The sequence below is a fragment of the Nocardioides sp. S-1144 genome, from assembly GCF_005954645.2.
GTDB lineage: Bacteria > Actinomycetota > Actinomycetes > Propionibacteriales > Nocardioidaceae > Nocardioides > Nocardioides dongxiaopingii.
On the sequence record NZ_CP040695.2, the window covers coordinates 2,695,757 to 2,710,985 of the forward strand.

Annotated in this window: 9 protein-coding genes; 5 read left to right on the plus strand and 4 right to left on the minus strand. The window is 73.0% G+C overall.

Annotated features, from left to right (window positions below; all coding sequences use genetic code 11):
- Positions 1-66 precede the first annotated feature (66 nt).
- Both FE634_RS12570 and FE634_RS12575 read right to left on the minus strand, forming a co-directional pair.
- Positions 67-1,647, minus strand: a complete 1,581-nt coding sequence (locus tag FE634_RS12570) for a helix-turn-helix domain-containing protein (protein WP_148240652.1) — start codon at positions 1,645-1,647, stop codon at positions 67-69.
- The gene (locus FE634_RS12575) at positions 1,644-3,965 is read right to left on the minus strand and encodes an FtsK/SpoIIIE family DNA translocase (RefSeq protein ID WP_262347406.1); all 2,322 of its coding nucleotides are present in this window, start codon (positions 3,963-3,965) and stop codon (positions 1,644-1,646) included. Before FE634_RS12575 ends, FE634_RS12570 begins: the two co-directional genes overlap by 4 nt.
- 64 nt (positions 3,966-4,029) lie before the next feature.
- Here FE634_RS12575 and FE634_RS21645 point away from each other — a divergent pair, with 64 nt between their 5' ends.
- Both FE634_RS21645 and FE634_RS12580 read left to right on the plus strand, forming a co-directional pair.
- A complete protein-coding gene (locus FE634_RS21645; protein WP_262347407.1) occupies positions 4,030-4,398 on the plus strand; it encodes a hypothetical protein in 369 nt (122 codons plus the stop codon).
- Positions 4,399-4,594: 196 nt separating this feature from the next.
- On the plus strand, positions 4,595-7,987 hold the full coding sequence (locus FE634_RS12580; RefSeq protein ID WP_187366700.1) for a M4 family metallopeptidase: 3,393 nt from the start codon (positions 4,595-4,597) through the stop codon (positions 7,985-7,987).
- A gap of 1,235 nt (positions 7,988-9,222) precedes the next feature.
- On the opposite strand, the gene FE634_RS12585 is transcribed toward FE634_RS12580, so the two are convergent.
- Both FE634_RS12585 and FE634_RS12590 read right to left on the minus strand, forming a co-directional pair.
- Positions 9,223-10,131, minus strand: a complete 909-nt coding sequence (locus tag FE634_RS12585) for a M56 family metallopeptidase (protein ID WP_148240653.1) — start codon at positions 10,129-10,131, stop codon at positions 9,223-9,225.
- A 10-nt stretch (positions 10,132-10,141) separates the two neighbouring features.
- On the minus strand, positions 10,142-10,528 hold the full coding sequence (locus tag FE634_RS12590; RefSeq protein WP_281283786.1) for a BlaI/MecI/CopY family transcriptional regulator: 387 nt from the start codon (positions 10,526-10,528) through the stop codon (positions 10,142-10,144).
- 94 nt (positions 10,529-10,622) lie between these two features.
- On the opposite strand from FE634_RS12590, the gene FE634_RS12595 reads away from it, so the two are divergent.
- The 3 genes from FE634_RS12595 to cydD are packed head-to-tail and all read left to right on the plus strand — an operon-like array spanning position 10,623 to position 14,707.
- Complete coding sequence (locus FE634_RS12595) at positions 10,623-12,068, plus strand: cytochrome ubiquinol oxidase subunit I (protein ID WP_138876075.1); 1,446 nt, start codon at positions 10,623-10,625, stop codon at positions 12,066-12,068.
- A gap of 40 nt (positions 12,069-12,108) precedes the next feature.
- Positions 12,109-13,119, plus strand: coding sequence for a cytochrome d ubiquinol oxidase subunit II (gene cydB / locus FE634_RS12600; protein ID WP_138876076.1), 1,011 nt, complete (start codon positions 12,109-12,111; stop codon positions 13,117-13,119).
- Between the two features lie 10 nt (positions 13,120-13,129).
- On the plus strand, positions 13,130-14,707 hold the full coding sequence (gene cydD, locus FE634_RS12605; RefSeq protein ID WP_138876077.1) for a thiol reductant ABC exporter subunit CydD: 1,578 nt from the start codon (positions 13,130-13,132) through the stop codon (positions 14,705-14,707).
- Positions 14,708-15,229: the final 522 nt, after the last annotated feature.

Below are 15,229 nucleotides of genomic sequence, written 5' to 3' on the forward strand. Positions count from 1 at the left end.
ACGGTCACGGCCGAAATGGGCGTGACCGCCGGCCCCCGAGGGTGCCGGCGGTCACGGTGGGCGTCGCTACTCGGGCGCGGCCACGAAGGTCCGCTGGGCGCGCTCGCCCGAGGCGCCGAGGGCGCCCTTGTCGTCGCCGTCGACGGAGACGGTCAGGCCGCCGTCGCTGGACTCGAGGCGCACGGGCGGGGCCACCGTGACCCGGGCGGTCTGCATGAAGGCGACGTCCTCGTCGAAGACGACCTTGCCGCTGCCGTCGCGGACGGTCACCCGGGCGCCGCCGGTCGCGGCGGTGAAGGTGACCGGCACCTTGGTCACCGAGGAGCCGCTGAGCTGGGCGCGGCCGCTGGGCGAGCCGTTGAGCACCGGCTGGTCGGAGGGCTGGATCGGCCCGTCCATCACCAGCCGGGCCACGGACCACAGCAGCACGACCGCCATCACCGCGGCCACCAGGATCGACCAGTTGAGCCGGCCGCGGGTCCCGCGGATCGGGCCGCCGGCCCCGGTGGCGAGCTCGGCCTCGAAGACCCGCCTGGGGTCGATCGGGGCGTCGGCGTAGGTCTCGTCGTAGGTCGCCAGCAGCGGCTCGACGTCGACGCCCAGGATCCGGGCCAGGGTGCGCAGGTGCCCGCGGGCGTAGAAGTCGCCGCCGCACGGGGCGAAGTCGTCGGCCTCGATCGACTCGATCACGTGCGGACGGATCCGCGTGCGCTCGGCCACCTGGTCGACGCTGAGACCCAGCCGGCCCCGGGCGGCCGCGAGCTGGGGACCGACGACCGGGGCGACGGCGGGCGGGGTCGAGGCCTCGTCGATGACGATGGTCGTGGTCACCTCCGAGGGCGCGTCCGGCTCGGCCGGCGGCAGCACGAACACCTCGGTCGCCTCGGGGTCGGCGACCTCACGCGGGGCCAGCACCACCTCGGTACGCCGGCCGCGGGCCAGCCGGCGGGCCGGGGCGGGCGGCTGGGCGGACGGCTGGGCGGACGGCTCGACGGGCGCGACGGAGTCCGAGTCGGGGTCGGGGTCGAGGGGCGCCCGGACGGCGGTGTCGTCCACGGCGACGTCGGGGACGGGCTCCGGCTCGGTGGGCGACCCGGCGGCGGGCGCGGTCGACGCGGCCGCCGACTCGACCGGCGCGGCCAGGTCGACGACGCTGGTGCGTCCCTCGCTCAGGTCGCCGAGCGCCTGGCCGAGCTCGTGCCAGTCGGAGCCGATCAGCCGCGTCGACAGCGAGAGCCGCGCGCCGAGGCGGGCGCCGGTGACGGTGACGACGGTGAGCGAGCCGTCGCGCAGCAGCGTCTGCCGCGCGCGGTGCTCGACCCGCTCCACCTCGGGCCAGGCCACGCCCTGCCACTCGCGGCCCCGGCGCACCCGGACGCCGTGGCGGTCGAGGACCAGGAGCGGGGCCCGCGAGTCGACGAAGGCCGCCAGGTGCAGCAGGCCGATCAGGCCGGTGACCAGGCACAGCGCCCAGTCGAGCGGGGCGCCGCTGCCCACCGCGCGCACCAGGTAGGCGACGGCCACGGCCGCACCGACACCGCCGACGACGGCGGAGAGGGGGCCGTCGCGGCGGACCTCCACCACGTCGTCCTCGGGCAGGTCGTCGGGGACGTCGGACACGGTCGGGTCGATGAGGTCGGTGCTCACTGCTCCCCCTGGATGGTCACGATGACGGCGTCGATCTCGTCGGGCTTGATGAGCACGTCGCGGGCCTTGGAGCCCTCGCTGGGCCCGACCACCCCCCGGCTCTCCATGATGTCCATCAGCCGGCCCGCCTTGGCGAAGCCGACCCTGAGCTTGCGCTGCAGCATCGAGGTCGACCCGAACTGCGTGGAGACGACCAGCTCGATGGCCTGGACGACCAGGTCGAGGTCGTCGCCGATGTCGTCGTCGAGCACCTTGTTGCTCGCGGCCGGCGCGGTGACGTCCTCGCGGTAGGTCGGCTCGAGCTGGCCCTTGCAGTGCTTGACCACCTGGGCGATCTCGGCCTCGCTGACCCACGAGCCCTGCACGCGGACGGCCTTCGAGGCGCCCATCGGCAGGAACAGCCCGTCACCCTGGCCGACGAGCTTCTCCGCACCCGGCTGGTCGAGGATGACCCGGCTGTCGGCCAGCGACGACGTCGCGAACGCCAGCCGCGACGGCACGTTGGCCTTGATCAGGCCGGTGACGACGTCGACCGAGGGGCGCTGCGTGGCGAGCACCAGGTGGATGCCGGCGGCGCGGGCCAGCTGGGTGATGCGGACGACGGCGTCCTCGACGTCGCGCGGGGCGACCATCATCAGGTCGGCGAGCTCGTCGACGATCACCAGCAGGTACGGGTACGGCGTGAGCACCCGCTCGCTGCCCGGCGGCACCTCCAGCTTCCCCGAGCGCACCGCCTTGTTGAAGTCGTCGATGTGGCGGAACCCGAAGTTGGCGAGGTCGTCGTAGCGCAGGTCCATCTCGCGCACGACCCAGGCGAGCGCCTCGGCGGCCTTCTTGGGGTTGGTGATGATCGGGGTGATCAGGTGCGGCACGCCCTCGTAGGCGTTCAGCTCGACCCGCTTGGGGTCGACCATGATCATCCGCACCTCGTCGGGGGTGGCCCGCATCAGGACCGAGGTGATCATCGAGTTGATGAAGCTCGACTTGCCCGAGCCGGTCGCGCCGGCGACGAGCAGGTGCGGCATCTTCGCGAGGTTCGCGACGACGAAGCCGCCCTCGACGTCCTTGCCGAGCCCGGCGATCATCGGGTGGTGGTCGCCGCGGGCCGTGCCCGAGCGCAGCACGTCGCCGAGGGTGACGATCTCCTTGTCGAGGTTCGGGATCTCGATGCCGATCGCCGACTTGCCGGGGATCGGGCTGAGGATCCGGACGTCGGCCGAGGCGACCGCGTAGGAGATGTTCTTCGACAGCGCCGTGACCTTCTCGACCTTGACCGCGGGGCCGAGCTCGACCTCGTAGCGGGTGACGGTCGGGCCGCGGGTGTAGCCGGTGACCTGGGCGTCGATGTTGAACTGCTCCAGCACCTGGGTGAGGCTGTCGACGATGGCGTCGCTGGCCTTCGAGCGTGCCTTGTGGGGTGAGCCCTCCTTGAGCACCTGGTTGGCCGGCAGCGAGTAGACGACGTCGCCCGACAGCGCGAGCTGCTCCATGCGCGGCTCGATCGGCGTGTGCGGCGGCGGCTCGATGGCCTCCGGCTCGTCGGGGACGGCGCGGACCGCCTTCTGCCGCGGGTTGGTGCGCTCCCGCTCGGCGGGCTCCTCCAGCGGCGTGCCGGTCGGGTCGAACGGGGCGCCGTCGCCGAACGGGTCGTAGTCGGGCACGGGCTCGAGGCCGAGCGCCACGTCGAGGGCGTCGCCCTCGGGCGCGTCGTCGGTGACCACGGCCTTCCTGGCCCGTGACCGCTTCGGCTTGGGCTCCTCGACCAGCGGGGTGTCGTAGGCGGGGTCGCCCAGGTCGGGGTCGATGGTGTCGTCGATCTCGCGCTCGTGGCCGGCGTCGTGCGGGTGGCCGAGCACCAGGTCGCGGAGGTCGCGCAGCCGGTCGGGCACGCGGTAGAGGGGGGTGGCGGTGACGACCAGGACGCCGAACACCGAGACCAGCACCAGCAGCGGGACGACGACCGCCGAGCTCTTGAGCAGGTCCATGAGCAGCGAGGTGACGACGTAGCCGATCGCTCCCCCGCCCTCGCGCAGCGGCGAGGTGTCGCCCTCGACGGGCTGGGGGTCGCCGGCGGCGACGTGCACGATGCCGAGGATGCCGAAGCCGAGCGCGGCCCAGCCGATGACCTGGCGGCCGGCCGGACCCTGCTGGACCGGGTCGCGCATGGTCCGCCAGCCCGACCAGACCAGGGCCAGCGGCACCAGCCAGCCGACCTTGCCGACCGTGCCCTCGACCGCGGCGCGCACGAACTGCATGACGCCGCCCGGGGCGACGAACCAGACGGCCGCGCCGACGACGACCGCGAGCGCCACGAGCATCAGCCCGGCGCCGTCGCGGCGGTGGTCGGGGTCCAGGTCGCGAGCCGAGCGCCCGACGCCGCGGATGCCGGCGCCGATGGCGTGCGCCAGACCGAGCCAGACTGCGACGACGCCGCGGGCCAGGGTCAGGAAGAACGCCGCGACCGGGCCGGTGCCGGTGCGGACCGCCCGGGGGGCCGGACGCGCCGCGGGACGACGCGAGGAGGCACGGCTCTTCGGCGTCGAACGCCCTCGGCTGCTGGAGGACTTCGCCGCGGGCTTCTTCGCCGTCGACGTGTTTGCTGTGGTCTTCCGTGCGGTCCGGGTGGTGGAACCGGTGCCCGACCTCGGTTTCCGAGCCGTGCCCGAGGATCCGGACCTGCTGGACGAGGACGTGCTCGTGCTCCGCGACCCCGGCGGGGAAGACGTACGGGTCGCCATGCCACCAACCTAGGCGATCGCCACATGCGTCACACGGACCACAGGATGCGTGTCGGACCCCATCAGTCACTCCCCTCCGGCGAACCGGAAGCCTCCGGAACCCACCACGCCAGGGAGGTAGACCATTCGGTCAGTAAGTCCCTAAGGTGCCTGTTTGGTGGTCTAGAACACACGCCACCGTCAAATACCCACTCGGAGGGACCCATCACGTGAAATTCCTCAAGACCGGATTGAGCGTCGCGCTCGCGGTCACGGGCCTCGCGCTCGTGCCCAGCACGACCTCAGCCGCCGTCGGGGCCGCAGCCGCGCGCCCCGGTGACGACACCTCGGCCGCTGCTCGCCTGCGCGCCGCCGCGGACGGCAACGTCCGCATCACCACCAAGTCCGCGACCGGCAAGGTCGGGTTCATCTCTGCTCGTGGCGCCGGCGCCGACCTGCTCCCCGACGTCGACGCGAACAGCAGGGAGACCGCGGTCAAGAAGGCCGAGGCCTACCTCACCGAGTTCGGCTCCGCGTTCGGCCTCGGGGCCGGACAGGCCCGCCAGACCGACGTCCAGCAGGACCGCTACGGGTGGACCGTCACCTTCGAGCAGGAGTACCAGGGCCTCCCGGTCTTCGGCGCGACCCTGAAGGCCAACCTCGACAAGGCCGGCGACCTCACCGCCGTCGCCGGCTACGCCGCCCCGGTGTCCGGCCTCTCGGCCGACCCGCGGCTGAGCGCCGCCGACGCCGCCGCCAAGGCCGTGGCGTTCGTGAAGTCCGACCCGCCCACCGGCGAGAACGGCACCCCGGCCGACACCACCGGCGTCAAGGCCGTCGAGAACGAGCTGTCGGTCTACCGCACCGGCGCCCTGCGCGGCGACACGGGCAAGAACGTGCTCGCCTACGTCGTCGAGGTGTCGAACGCCCAGAACGTGCGCGACATGGTCTTCATCGACGCCAACACCGGCAAGCCGGTCAACCGCTACTCGACCGTCGCCGGGGCCACCGACCGCGAGCTGTACGAGGCCACCGGCACCGCGCAGGCGCCCGTGCTCACCCAGGTGTGGGACGAGGGCCAGTCGCTCGACGGCCTCAACCAGGACCAGAAGAACCTGGTGAACTCCGCCGGCGAGTCGTACTGGATGTTCGCGAACACCTTCGGGCGCGACTCCTACGACGGCGAGGGCGCGACGATGCGCACGGTCAACAACGACCCGCGCATCAGCTGCCCGAACGCCAACTGGAACGGCACCACCACCAACTACTGCGACGGCGTCACCTCCGACGACGTCGTCTCGCACGAGTGGGGCCACGCCTACACCGAGTACACCTCGGGCCTGATCTACCAGTACCAGTCGGGCGCGCTCAACGAGTCCTACTCCGACGTCTGGGGCGAGACCCTCGACATGATCAACGGTCGCGAGGACGAGGGCGAGGTCTTCGACGCCAAGCGCACCGTGGGTGAGTGCGACCCGACCGCCGCGGCCAAGCTGCAGGTCCAGATCACCGCGCCGGCCAGCGCCGCCGGCCCCTGCACGGCCGCCTTCGGGTTCGGCCCGACGTACGGGACCACGGCCGTCACGCCGCAGGTCGTCGTCGCCACCGACGCCGCCGACGCCGCCGGCCCGAGCACCACCGACGGGTGCAGCCCGTTCGCCAACGCTGCGCTGGTCGCCGGCAAGTACGCCTTCGTCGACCGCGGCACGTGCGGCTTCCAGGCCAAGGCCGACAACGCCGTCGCCGCCGGGGCCACCGGCCTCGTGGTCGGCCAGAACGCCGCCGGGCTGCCCACGAACATGTCGGGCACCTCGACGATCCCGGCCCTGATGGTCACGCAGGCCGACGCCACCCGCATCAAGGGCGCCGGCACGGTCACCATGTCGATCAAGGCCGAGGACATCTCGGCCCGCACGGCCACCACCCGCTGGCTCATCGGCGAGAAGTCCGAGGCCTTCGGTGGCGCCATCCGCGACATGTGGAACCCCACCTGCTACGGCAACCCCGGCAAGGTCTCCGACGCCGAGTACAACTGTGACCCGCTCCTGACCGACAACGGCGGCGTCCACGGCAACTCGGGCGTCCCGAACCACGCCTACGCCCTCGCCGTCGACGGCGGCACCTTCAACGGTGAGACCGTCGCCGGCATCGGCCTCGACAAGGCCGCCGCCATCTGGTGGCGCGCCCAGACCAGCTACCTGTCGCCGTCCTCGGACTTCACCGCGGCCGCCGACGGCCTCGAGGCCTCGTGCAGCGACCTGGTCGGCCAGCCGATCAACAAGCTGACCACCGCGGTCGACGCCACGCCCACCGCGGCGCCGTCGATCACCGCTGCCGACTGCACCTCGATCGCCAAGGCCATGACGGCCGTGGAGATGCGCAAGGACCCGGTGCAGTGCAACTTCCAGCCGCTGCTGGCCAAGGGCACGCTGAGCTCGTGCGGCGAGGGCACGGTCACCGAGACCACCGTCCTCGACGACTTCGAGAACGGCCTCGCCGCCTGGACGAAGGACGAGGTGCTCGCCGACGGCGCCACCGAGGGCTTCGACTGGGAGGCCTCGACCGACGCTCCCGCCGGACGCACGGGCGGCCTCGCCTACGCGCCCGACCCGGACGCCGGCTCCTGCGCCCCGACCGAGGACGACATCTCCAGCAGCAACAGCATCACCAGCCCGGAGTACACGATCCCGGCCGGCCAGAGCCCGCGCGTCTCGGTGGACCACTACATCGCGACCGAGGGCGGCTACGACGGCGGCAACGTGAAGGCCAGCCTCAACGGCGGCGCCTTCGTCACCGTCCCGGCGTCGGCGTTCCTCTTCAACGCCTACAACGCCACCATGGCGACGTCCGCGACCAACACGAGCCCGCTCGCGGGTCAGCCGGGCTTCACCGGCACCGACGGTGGCAAGACCGTCGGCAGCTGGGGCCAGTCGGTCATCTCGCTGGCCAAGCTGGGCGCCAAGACCGGTGACAAGGTCAAGATCCGCTTCGACTTCGGTCGCGACGGGTGCGGTGGCAACGACGGTTGGTACCTCGACAACCTGACCCTCAGCGTCTGCAAGGACGCCGCCGACATCACCGCCAAGCACCAGCCGAACCCGTCCGTGTACGGCAAGGCCAGCAAGGTCGTCGTCTCCGCCCCCTCCGAGGCCACGGGCACCGTGACCCTCAAGAGCGGCGACAAGACGGTCGGCTCGGCCACCCTGGCCGACGGCTCGGCGACCATCAGCGTTCCGGCGAAGTCGCCGGCCGGCCGCTACGGCTGGACGCTGAGCTACGCGGGCGACGGCACCTTCGGCGCCTCCGAGACCCCGGTCGCGGCCACGATCAAGAAGGCCTCGACCGCGACCAAGGTCGTGCGCTACGGCAAGGTCGTCAAGCGGGGCAAGAAGGGCACCGTGACGGTCAAGGTCTCCTCGGCCGCCGGCGCCCCGAACGGCAAGGTCGTGCTCAAGTCGCGCGGCGCCATCATCGGCACCGGCTCGCTCAAGAGCGGCGTCGTGACGATCAAGACCATCGCCCTGCGCAAGCTCGGCCAGGTCCCCGTCGTCGCGCGCTTCACCGGTGCGGCGAACTACGGCGTCAGCGCCGCCAAGACGATCACGTTCCGCGTGGTCAAGTAGCACCAATCTCACCCCGCGAGGCCCCGTCGAGCACTGCTCGGCGGGGCCTCTCGCATCCGATCGACCGCAGACTCCGTCCCCACGGCTCGACCACCGGATCCCTCCGCTGGTCGAGCCGGCGAGCGCCAGCGAGCCGAGTCGAGACCAATCCAGCACCAGGTCTCGACTCGCGGTGACTCCGTCCCCGCGGCTCGACCACCGGATCCCTCCGCTGGTCGAGCCAGCGAGCCGAGTCGAGACCAACCCAGCCCTCACCAGGTCTCGACTCGCGGTGACTCCGTCCCCACGGCTCGACCACCGGCACCCGCTGGTCGAGCCGAGCCGAGACCAACCCAGCCCACCAGGTCTCGACTCGCGGTGACTCCGTCCACGGCTCGACCACCGCAAGCCCGCTGGTCGAGCCGGCGAGCGCCAGCGAGCCGACTCGAGACCACCCCATCCCTCACCAGGTCTCGACTCGCGGTGACTCCGTCCCCACGGCTCGACCACCGGCACCCGCTGGTCGAGCCGAGTGGCGACCTACCCACGCCACGAAGGTCTCGACTCGCGGTGACTCCGTCCCCACGGCTCGACCACCGGCACCCGCTGGTCGAGCCGGCGAGCGCCAGCGAGCCGAGTCGAGACCAATCCAGCCCTCACCAGGTCTCGACTCGTGGTGACTCCGTCCCCACGGCTCGACCACCGGGATCCGCTGGTCGAGCCGGCGAGCCGAGTCGAGACCGACCCAGCCCTCCCAGGTCTCGACTCGCGGTGACTCCGTCCCCACGGCTCGACCACCGGGATCCGCTGGTCGAGCCGGCGAGCGCCAGCGAGCCGAGTCGAGACCAACCCAGCCCTCACCAGGTCTCGACTCGCGGTGACTCCGTCCCCACGGCTCGACCGGGATCCGCTGGTCGAGCCGGCGAGCGCCAGCGAACCGAGTCGAGACCAACCGACCTCACCAGGTCTCGACTCGCGGTGACTCCGTCCCCACGGCTCGACCACCGGCACCCGCTGGTCGAGCCGGCGAGCGCCAGCAAACCGAGTCGAGACCACCCCACCCCTGTCACCAGGTCTCGACTCGCGGTGACTCCGTCCCCACGGCTCGACCACCGGAAGCCCGCCGGTCGAGCCGAGTCGAGAGCAGCCCACCCCACCGAGGTCTCGACTCGCGGTGACGCCGTCCGCACGGCTCGACCACCGAGGATGGCTGAACGGCTCGGCCCGGCCGGTTCGGCGCCGTGCGCTGGCCGGGCTCAGAGACCGGTGAGCCAGGGGCCGACGACGAAGGTCGTCGGCACCGCCAGCACGGCTCCGGCCAGGAGCACGAGCACGACGGCCTGCACGCGGTGGGCGCCGGTGTCGGCGAGCAGGCGCACCCGGACCACGAGGTCCGCGCCGGCGGCGCCGCTGCCGAGCGTGACCCCGCTGCCGGGACCCGCGGCACGGGCGCCGGCGAGCTCCACGAGGGCGCGGCCGAGGGCGCGGCGGGCCCCTCCCCCGGCCGAGCGGACGGCGGCCCGGTCGGCCAGCACCTCGACCAGCAGCCGGACCTCGGCGAGCGCCGCGGCGCTGGAGACCCAGCGGGGGAAGGCGCGGTGCAGCACGCTGAACGCCTCGAGCACGAGGTCGTGCCGGGCGCGCAGGTGCGCCCGCTCGTGGGCCAGGACGGCGTCGACCTCGGCGGCGTCGAGCCGCCCGAGGGCACCGGCGGAGACCACGACGCGGGCCCTCTGCATCCCCGGCAGGCAGTAGGCGACCGGCAGGTCGTGGTCGAGCACGACCACCCCCGCCCGGGTCGAGCCCCGCTGCGAGAACCGGTGGGCGACCAGGTCGACCTGGTCGCGGTGCCGCCGCCGCAGCGCCCGGAGCCGGGTGCCGACGAGGTGCCCGCTGAGCAGCAGGCGCCCGAGCACCAGCCCGGTCACGAGCAGCGCGACGCCGGCCACGACGTAGGACGCCGCGCCGGGCTCGTCGCGCCAGGCCGTGCCGGTGGCCAGCGAGGCGCCGGCACCGAGGGCGGCGAGGACGGCGGCCAGGGCGACCCCCTGCCACAGCAGCATCGCCGCCCGCGGCGTGCGGCGGGTGCGGGTCACCCGGGCCAGCAACCGCGGCGCAGGGCCGGCGAGCAGCCCGGCCAGCAGTCCCAGCAGCAGGGGCGTCACGGCAGCAGCGTCACTCGTCGAGGGCGGCCAGGGCCCGACGCAGCGCGGCGACGTCCTCGGCGCTGGCGTCCTCGACGAAGGCGACCAGGGCGGTGCTGCGGTCGTGCTCGGCGAAGTCGACCAGGGTGTCGCGCATCAGCCCGGCGGTGAGCGACGCGCGGCTCTCGCGGGCGCGGTAGCGGTAGGCGCGGCCGTCGCGCTCCTGGGTGACGAGCTCCTTGCGGGCCAGCCGGTCCATCACCGTCATCACGGTCGTGTAGGCGATGTCGCGGTCGGCGGCCAGCGCGCCGTGCACCTCGCGGACCGTCAGCGCCTCGTCACCCGTCGCCGCCCACAGGCGCTCCATGACGGCGCGCTCGAGGTCGCCGAGCTGGGAGCGGGAGGAGGAGGTGGGCACGTCCCTGATTGTACTACGTCACCCGGTAGTACTACTGTCCGTAGTATCTACTACGCATCGTCGTAGTCATGCGCGGAACCTCTGGAGGACAGCAGTGGACGTCGTCGACATCGCCCGGTGGCAGTTCGGGATCATCACCGTCTACCACTACCTCTTCGTCCCGCTGACGATCGGGCTGACGGCGGTGGTCGCCGGTCTGGAGACCCGCTGGGTCCTCTCCCGCGACCCCGACCACCTCCGGCTGACGAAGTTCTTCGGCAAGCTGCTGTTGATCAACTTCGCCATCGGTGTGGTCACCGGCATCGTCCAGGAGTTCCAGTTCGGCATGAACTGGTCGGACTACTCCCGCTTCGTCGGCGACGTGTTCGGCGCCCCCCTCGCGATCGAGGGACTGCTCGCCTTCTTCCTCGAGTCGACCTTCCTCGGCCTGTGGATCTTCGGGTGGGACAAGCTGCCGCGGGGTCTGCACGCCGCCTGCATGTGGCTGGTGCACCTCGGGACGCTGTTCTCCGCGTGGTTCATCCTGTCGGCGAACTCCTGGATGCAGAACCCGGTCGGCTACCGCTACGACGAGGCGACCGGCCGCGCCGAGCTCACCGACTTCTGGGCGGTGATGTTCAACAAGGTCCAGCTCGTGACGTTCCCGCACGTCATCCTGGCCGCCTACATGACCGCCGGGGTCTTCCTGATCGGCGTCGCGGGCTGGCTCTACCGCTCGCGCCGGCACGAGGCCGACCGCGGCATGTACCGCAAGGCGATCCGGATCGGGGCGGTCGTCACGCTGGTCGGCGGCCTCGGCGTCGCGATCAGCGGCGACGTCCAGGGCAAGATCATGACCGAGGTCCAGCCGATGAAGATGGCGGCCGCCGAGGGGCTCTACGACACCCAGGAGTCCTGCGCGCCGTTCTCGGTCTTCACCCTCGGCACGCCCGACGGCCGCGAGGAGAAGTGGGCGCTCACCGTGCCGTGCGTGCTCTCGTTCCTCGGCACCGGGTCGGTCGACGGCCGGGTCGAGGGCATCGACGACCTGCGCGAGCAGTACCGCGCGGAGTACGGCTCCGACCCGGGCGCCAGCTACTACACCGTCGACGAGTACGTGCCGGTCATCCCGGTGACCTACTGGTCGTTCCGGCTGATGATCGGGCTGGGCTCGCTCGGCGCCGGCATCGCGGCCCTGATGCTCTTCCTGACCCGGCGCGACCGGGAGCCCGGCCCGTGGTTCGGGCGGCTCGCGGTCGGCTCGTTCCTCGCCGTCCTCCTGGCCAACTCCTTCGGCTGGATCTTCACCGAGATGGGTCGTCAGCCCTGGGTGGTCTTCGGCCTGATGACCACCGAGCGGGGGGTCTCCCCCGGGGTCAGCGTCACCGAGGCCTGGATCTCGCTGATCACCCTCGTCGTGCTCTACACGATCCTCGGCGTCATCGAGGTCGGCCTGATGCTCCGCGCGGTCAGGTCCGGGGCCGGGGAGTTCGTCGAGCCGCCCGACCCCGGCCGGCGCAGCGAGCAGGACGACGACGCCCCGCTCACCTTCGCCTACTGACCCGCCCACCCCGACCGACCCGAGACCCGGAGGCCCTCCCATGGAGCTCACCACTGTCTGGTTCACGCTCATCGCCGTCCTCTGGATCGGCTACTTCACCCTCGAGGGCTTCGACTTCGGCGTCGGCATGCTGCTGCCGTTCCTGGCCCGGGACGACACTGAGCGCCGGGTCATGATCAACACCATCGGCCCGGTCTGGGACGGCAACGAGGTGTGGGTCCTGGTGGCCGGCGGGGCGACGTTCGCGGCCTTCCCCGAGTGGTACGCCACCTTGTTCAGCGGGTTCTACCTGCCGCTGCTGCTCATCCTGGTCGGGCTGATCGTGCGCGGGCTCGCCTTCGAGTACCGCCACCAGCGCCCCGAGGCGCGGTGGCAGTCCGGCTGGGACACCGCCCTGATCGTCGGCTCGTTCGTGCCGGCCGTGCTCTGGGGCGTCGCGTTCGCGAACATCGTCCGCGGCGTGCCGATCGACGCCGACAAGGAGTTCACCGGCACCCTGCTGACCCTGCTCAACCCGCACGGGCTGCTCGGCGGCCTGGTGACCCTGACCCTCTTCCTCACCCACGGGGCGATGTTCGTGGCGCTCAAGACCGACGGCGAGATCCGGCACCGCGCCCGCGCCCTGGCGATCCGGCTCGGACTCGTCGCCGCCGCGCTGGCCGTGGTGTTCCTGGGCTGGACCCAGGCCGAGACGGGCAGCCTCGGCTCCGCGGTCGCCTTCTCGCTCGCCGCGCTCGCCCTCCTGGCCGGCGTCGCGGCCGCGTCGTGCGGTCGCGAGGGGTGGGCCTTCACCGGCACCTTCGCCACGATCGGGCTCGCCGTGGGCGGGCTGTTCCTCGCCCTCTTCCCCGACGTGATGCCGTCGACGACCGACGCCGCGTTCTCCCTCACCACCACCAACGCCGCCGCGACGGCGTACACGCTGAAGATCATGACGTGGGTCGCGGTGATCTTCACCCCGGTCGTGCTGGGCTACCAGGCCTGGTCGTACTGGGTCTTCCGCAAGCGGATCTCGGTACACCACATCCCCACCGCCGAGCTCGCGCACTGAGGGACCGACGATGAAGCCGCTCGACCCACGCGTCCTGCCCCACCTGCGCCCGGCCGTGCGCCCGCTGGCGACCTCGCTGGCCGGCAGCGGCGTGGCGGCGGTGCTCGTCGTCGGCCAGGCGTTCGCGGTGGCCGCACTGGTCACCGCCCTCGTGACCGACGGACCCGACGGGTCCTGGCGGACGCCGGCGCTGGTGCTGGTCGCCGTGGTGGCCGGGCGCGCGCTCGTCTCGGTCGTCGTGGACGTCGCCGCGGCGGCCGCGGCCGCGCGGGTCGGCGCCGGGCTGCGCCGCACCGTGCTGCGGGCCGCCGTCGACCTCGACCCCGTCACCCTGGCCCGGCACCGCGTCGGCGAGCTCGGCGTGCTGGCCACCCGCGGCGTCGCCGCGGTCGAGCCGTACCTCACCCGCTACCTGCCGGCCCTCGCCCTCGCCGCCGTCCTCCCGCTGCTGGTGCTCGCGGCGATCGCGACCCAGGACCTGCTGTCGGCGCTCGTCGTGGTGCTGACGCTGCCGCTGGTGCCGTTGTTCGCCGCCCTCATCGGGATGGCGACCCAGGAGAAGGTCGACCGGCAGTGGCGGCTGCTCGGGCAGCTCTCGGGTCACTTCGTGGACGTCGTCCGCGGGCTGCCCACCCTGGTCGCCCACCGCCGCGCCCGGGCCCAGTCGGAGCAGATCGCCGACGTCACCGACCGCTACCGGCGCGCCAACACCGACGTGCTGCGGCTGGCGTTCGCGTCGTCGGCCGCGCTCGAGCTGATCGCGACGCTGTCGGTCGCGCTGGTCGCGGTGACCGTGGGGCTGCGGCTCGCCGCCGGCGGTCTCGACCTGCAGACGGCGCTCGTCGTCCTGCTGCTCGCACCGGAGGCCTACTGGCCGCTGCGGCGGGTGGGGGCGGAGTTCCACGCCGCGGCGGAGGGCACCGCGACGTTCGAGGCGATCCACGACCTGCTGGCCGCACCGCCGGCGGACCGGGCGCTCGCGCAGGGTCCGGCCGCCCTGGCCGGCGTCGCCGTCACCTGGCCGGGTCACCCGACCCCCGCGGTCGGACCGGTCGACCTCGACCTGCCCGAGCGGGGCCTCGTGGTGGTCGCCGGCCCGTCCGGCAGCGGGAAGAGCACCCTGCTCGCCGCGCTCCAGGGCGAGGTACCGGTCTCGGCCGGTGTCGTCCGGGTGCCGGCCCCCGACCTGGCCGCGTGGCGCGCGAAGCTCGCCACCGTCGAGCAGCGGCCGTGGCTCCTGGACGCCACGGTGGCCGACAACGTCCGCCTCGGCCGGCCGAGCGCCACGGACGCCGACGTGCTGGCCGCGCTGCACGCCGTCGACCTCGACCTCGACCCGGGCCGGGCGCTCGGCGAGGACGGCGCCGGGCTGTCCGCCGGCCAGCGGGCCCGGCTCGCGCTGGCCCGCGTCGTCGTCGCCGACCGCCCCTACGTGCTCCTCGACGAGCCGACCGCCCACCTCGACGCCGCGACCGAGGCGGTGCTGCTCCGGGTGCTGACCGGCCTGGCCCGTGAGCGGTGCGTCGTCGTCGTGGCGCACCGACCGGCCGTCGTCGCGGCCGCCGACCAGGTCCTGGAGCTGGTGTGAGCACGCGCACCGCCGCCGGCGTCGTCCTGTCGGTCCTGGCCTCCACGGCCGGCGTCGCGCTCACCGCCACGGCCGGCTGGCTCATCGTCCGCTCGGCCGAGCACCCGCCGGTGCTGATGCTGATGGTCGCGATCGTCGGGGTGCGGACCTTCGGCCTGGCCCGCCCCGTGCTCCGCTACGCCGAGCGGCTGATCACCCACGACGTCGCGCTGCGCGAGCTCGCCGCCCGGCGCGCCCGGGTCTACGACGCCCTCGTGCCGCTGGTGCCCGGCCGGCTGGGCCGGCGCCGCGGCGACGTCCTCGCCTCGGTGGTCGACGACGTCGACGCCGAGGTCGACGCGCTGGTGCGGGTCCGGGTGCCGGTGCTCACCTGGCTCGGCACCACCGCCCTCACCTCGCTCGCGGTGCTGCTGTTCCTGCCCCTCGCCGCGCAGGTCGTCGCCGCCGGCGGCCTGGTGTCCGGCGGCGTCGCGTGGGCCGTCGGCCTCGCGGGCAGCCGGCGCCACGGCGCCGAGCGGGTCG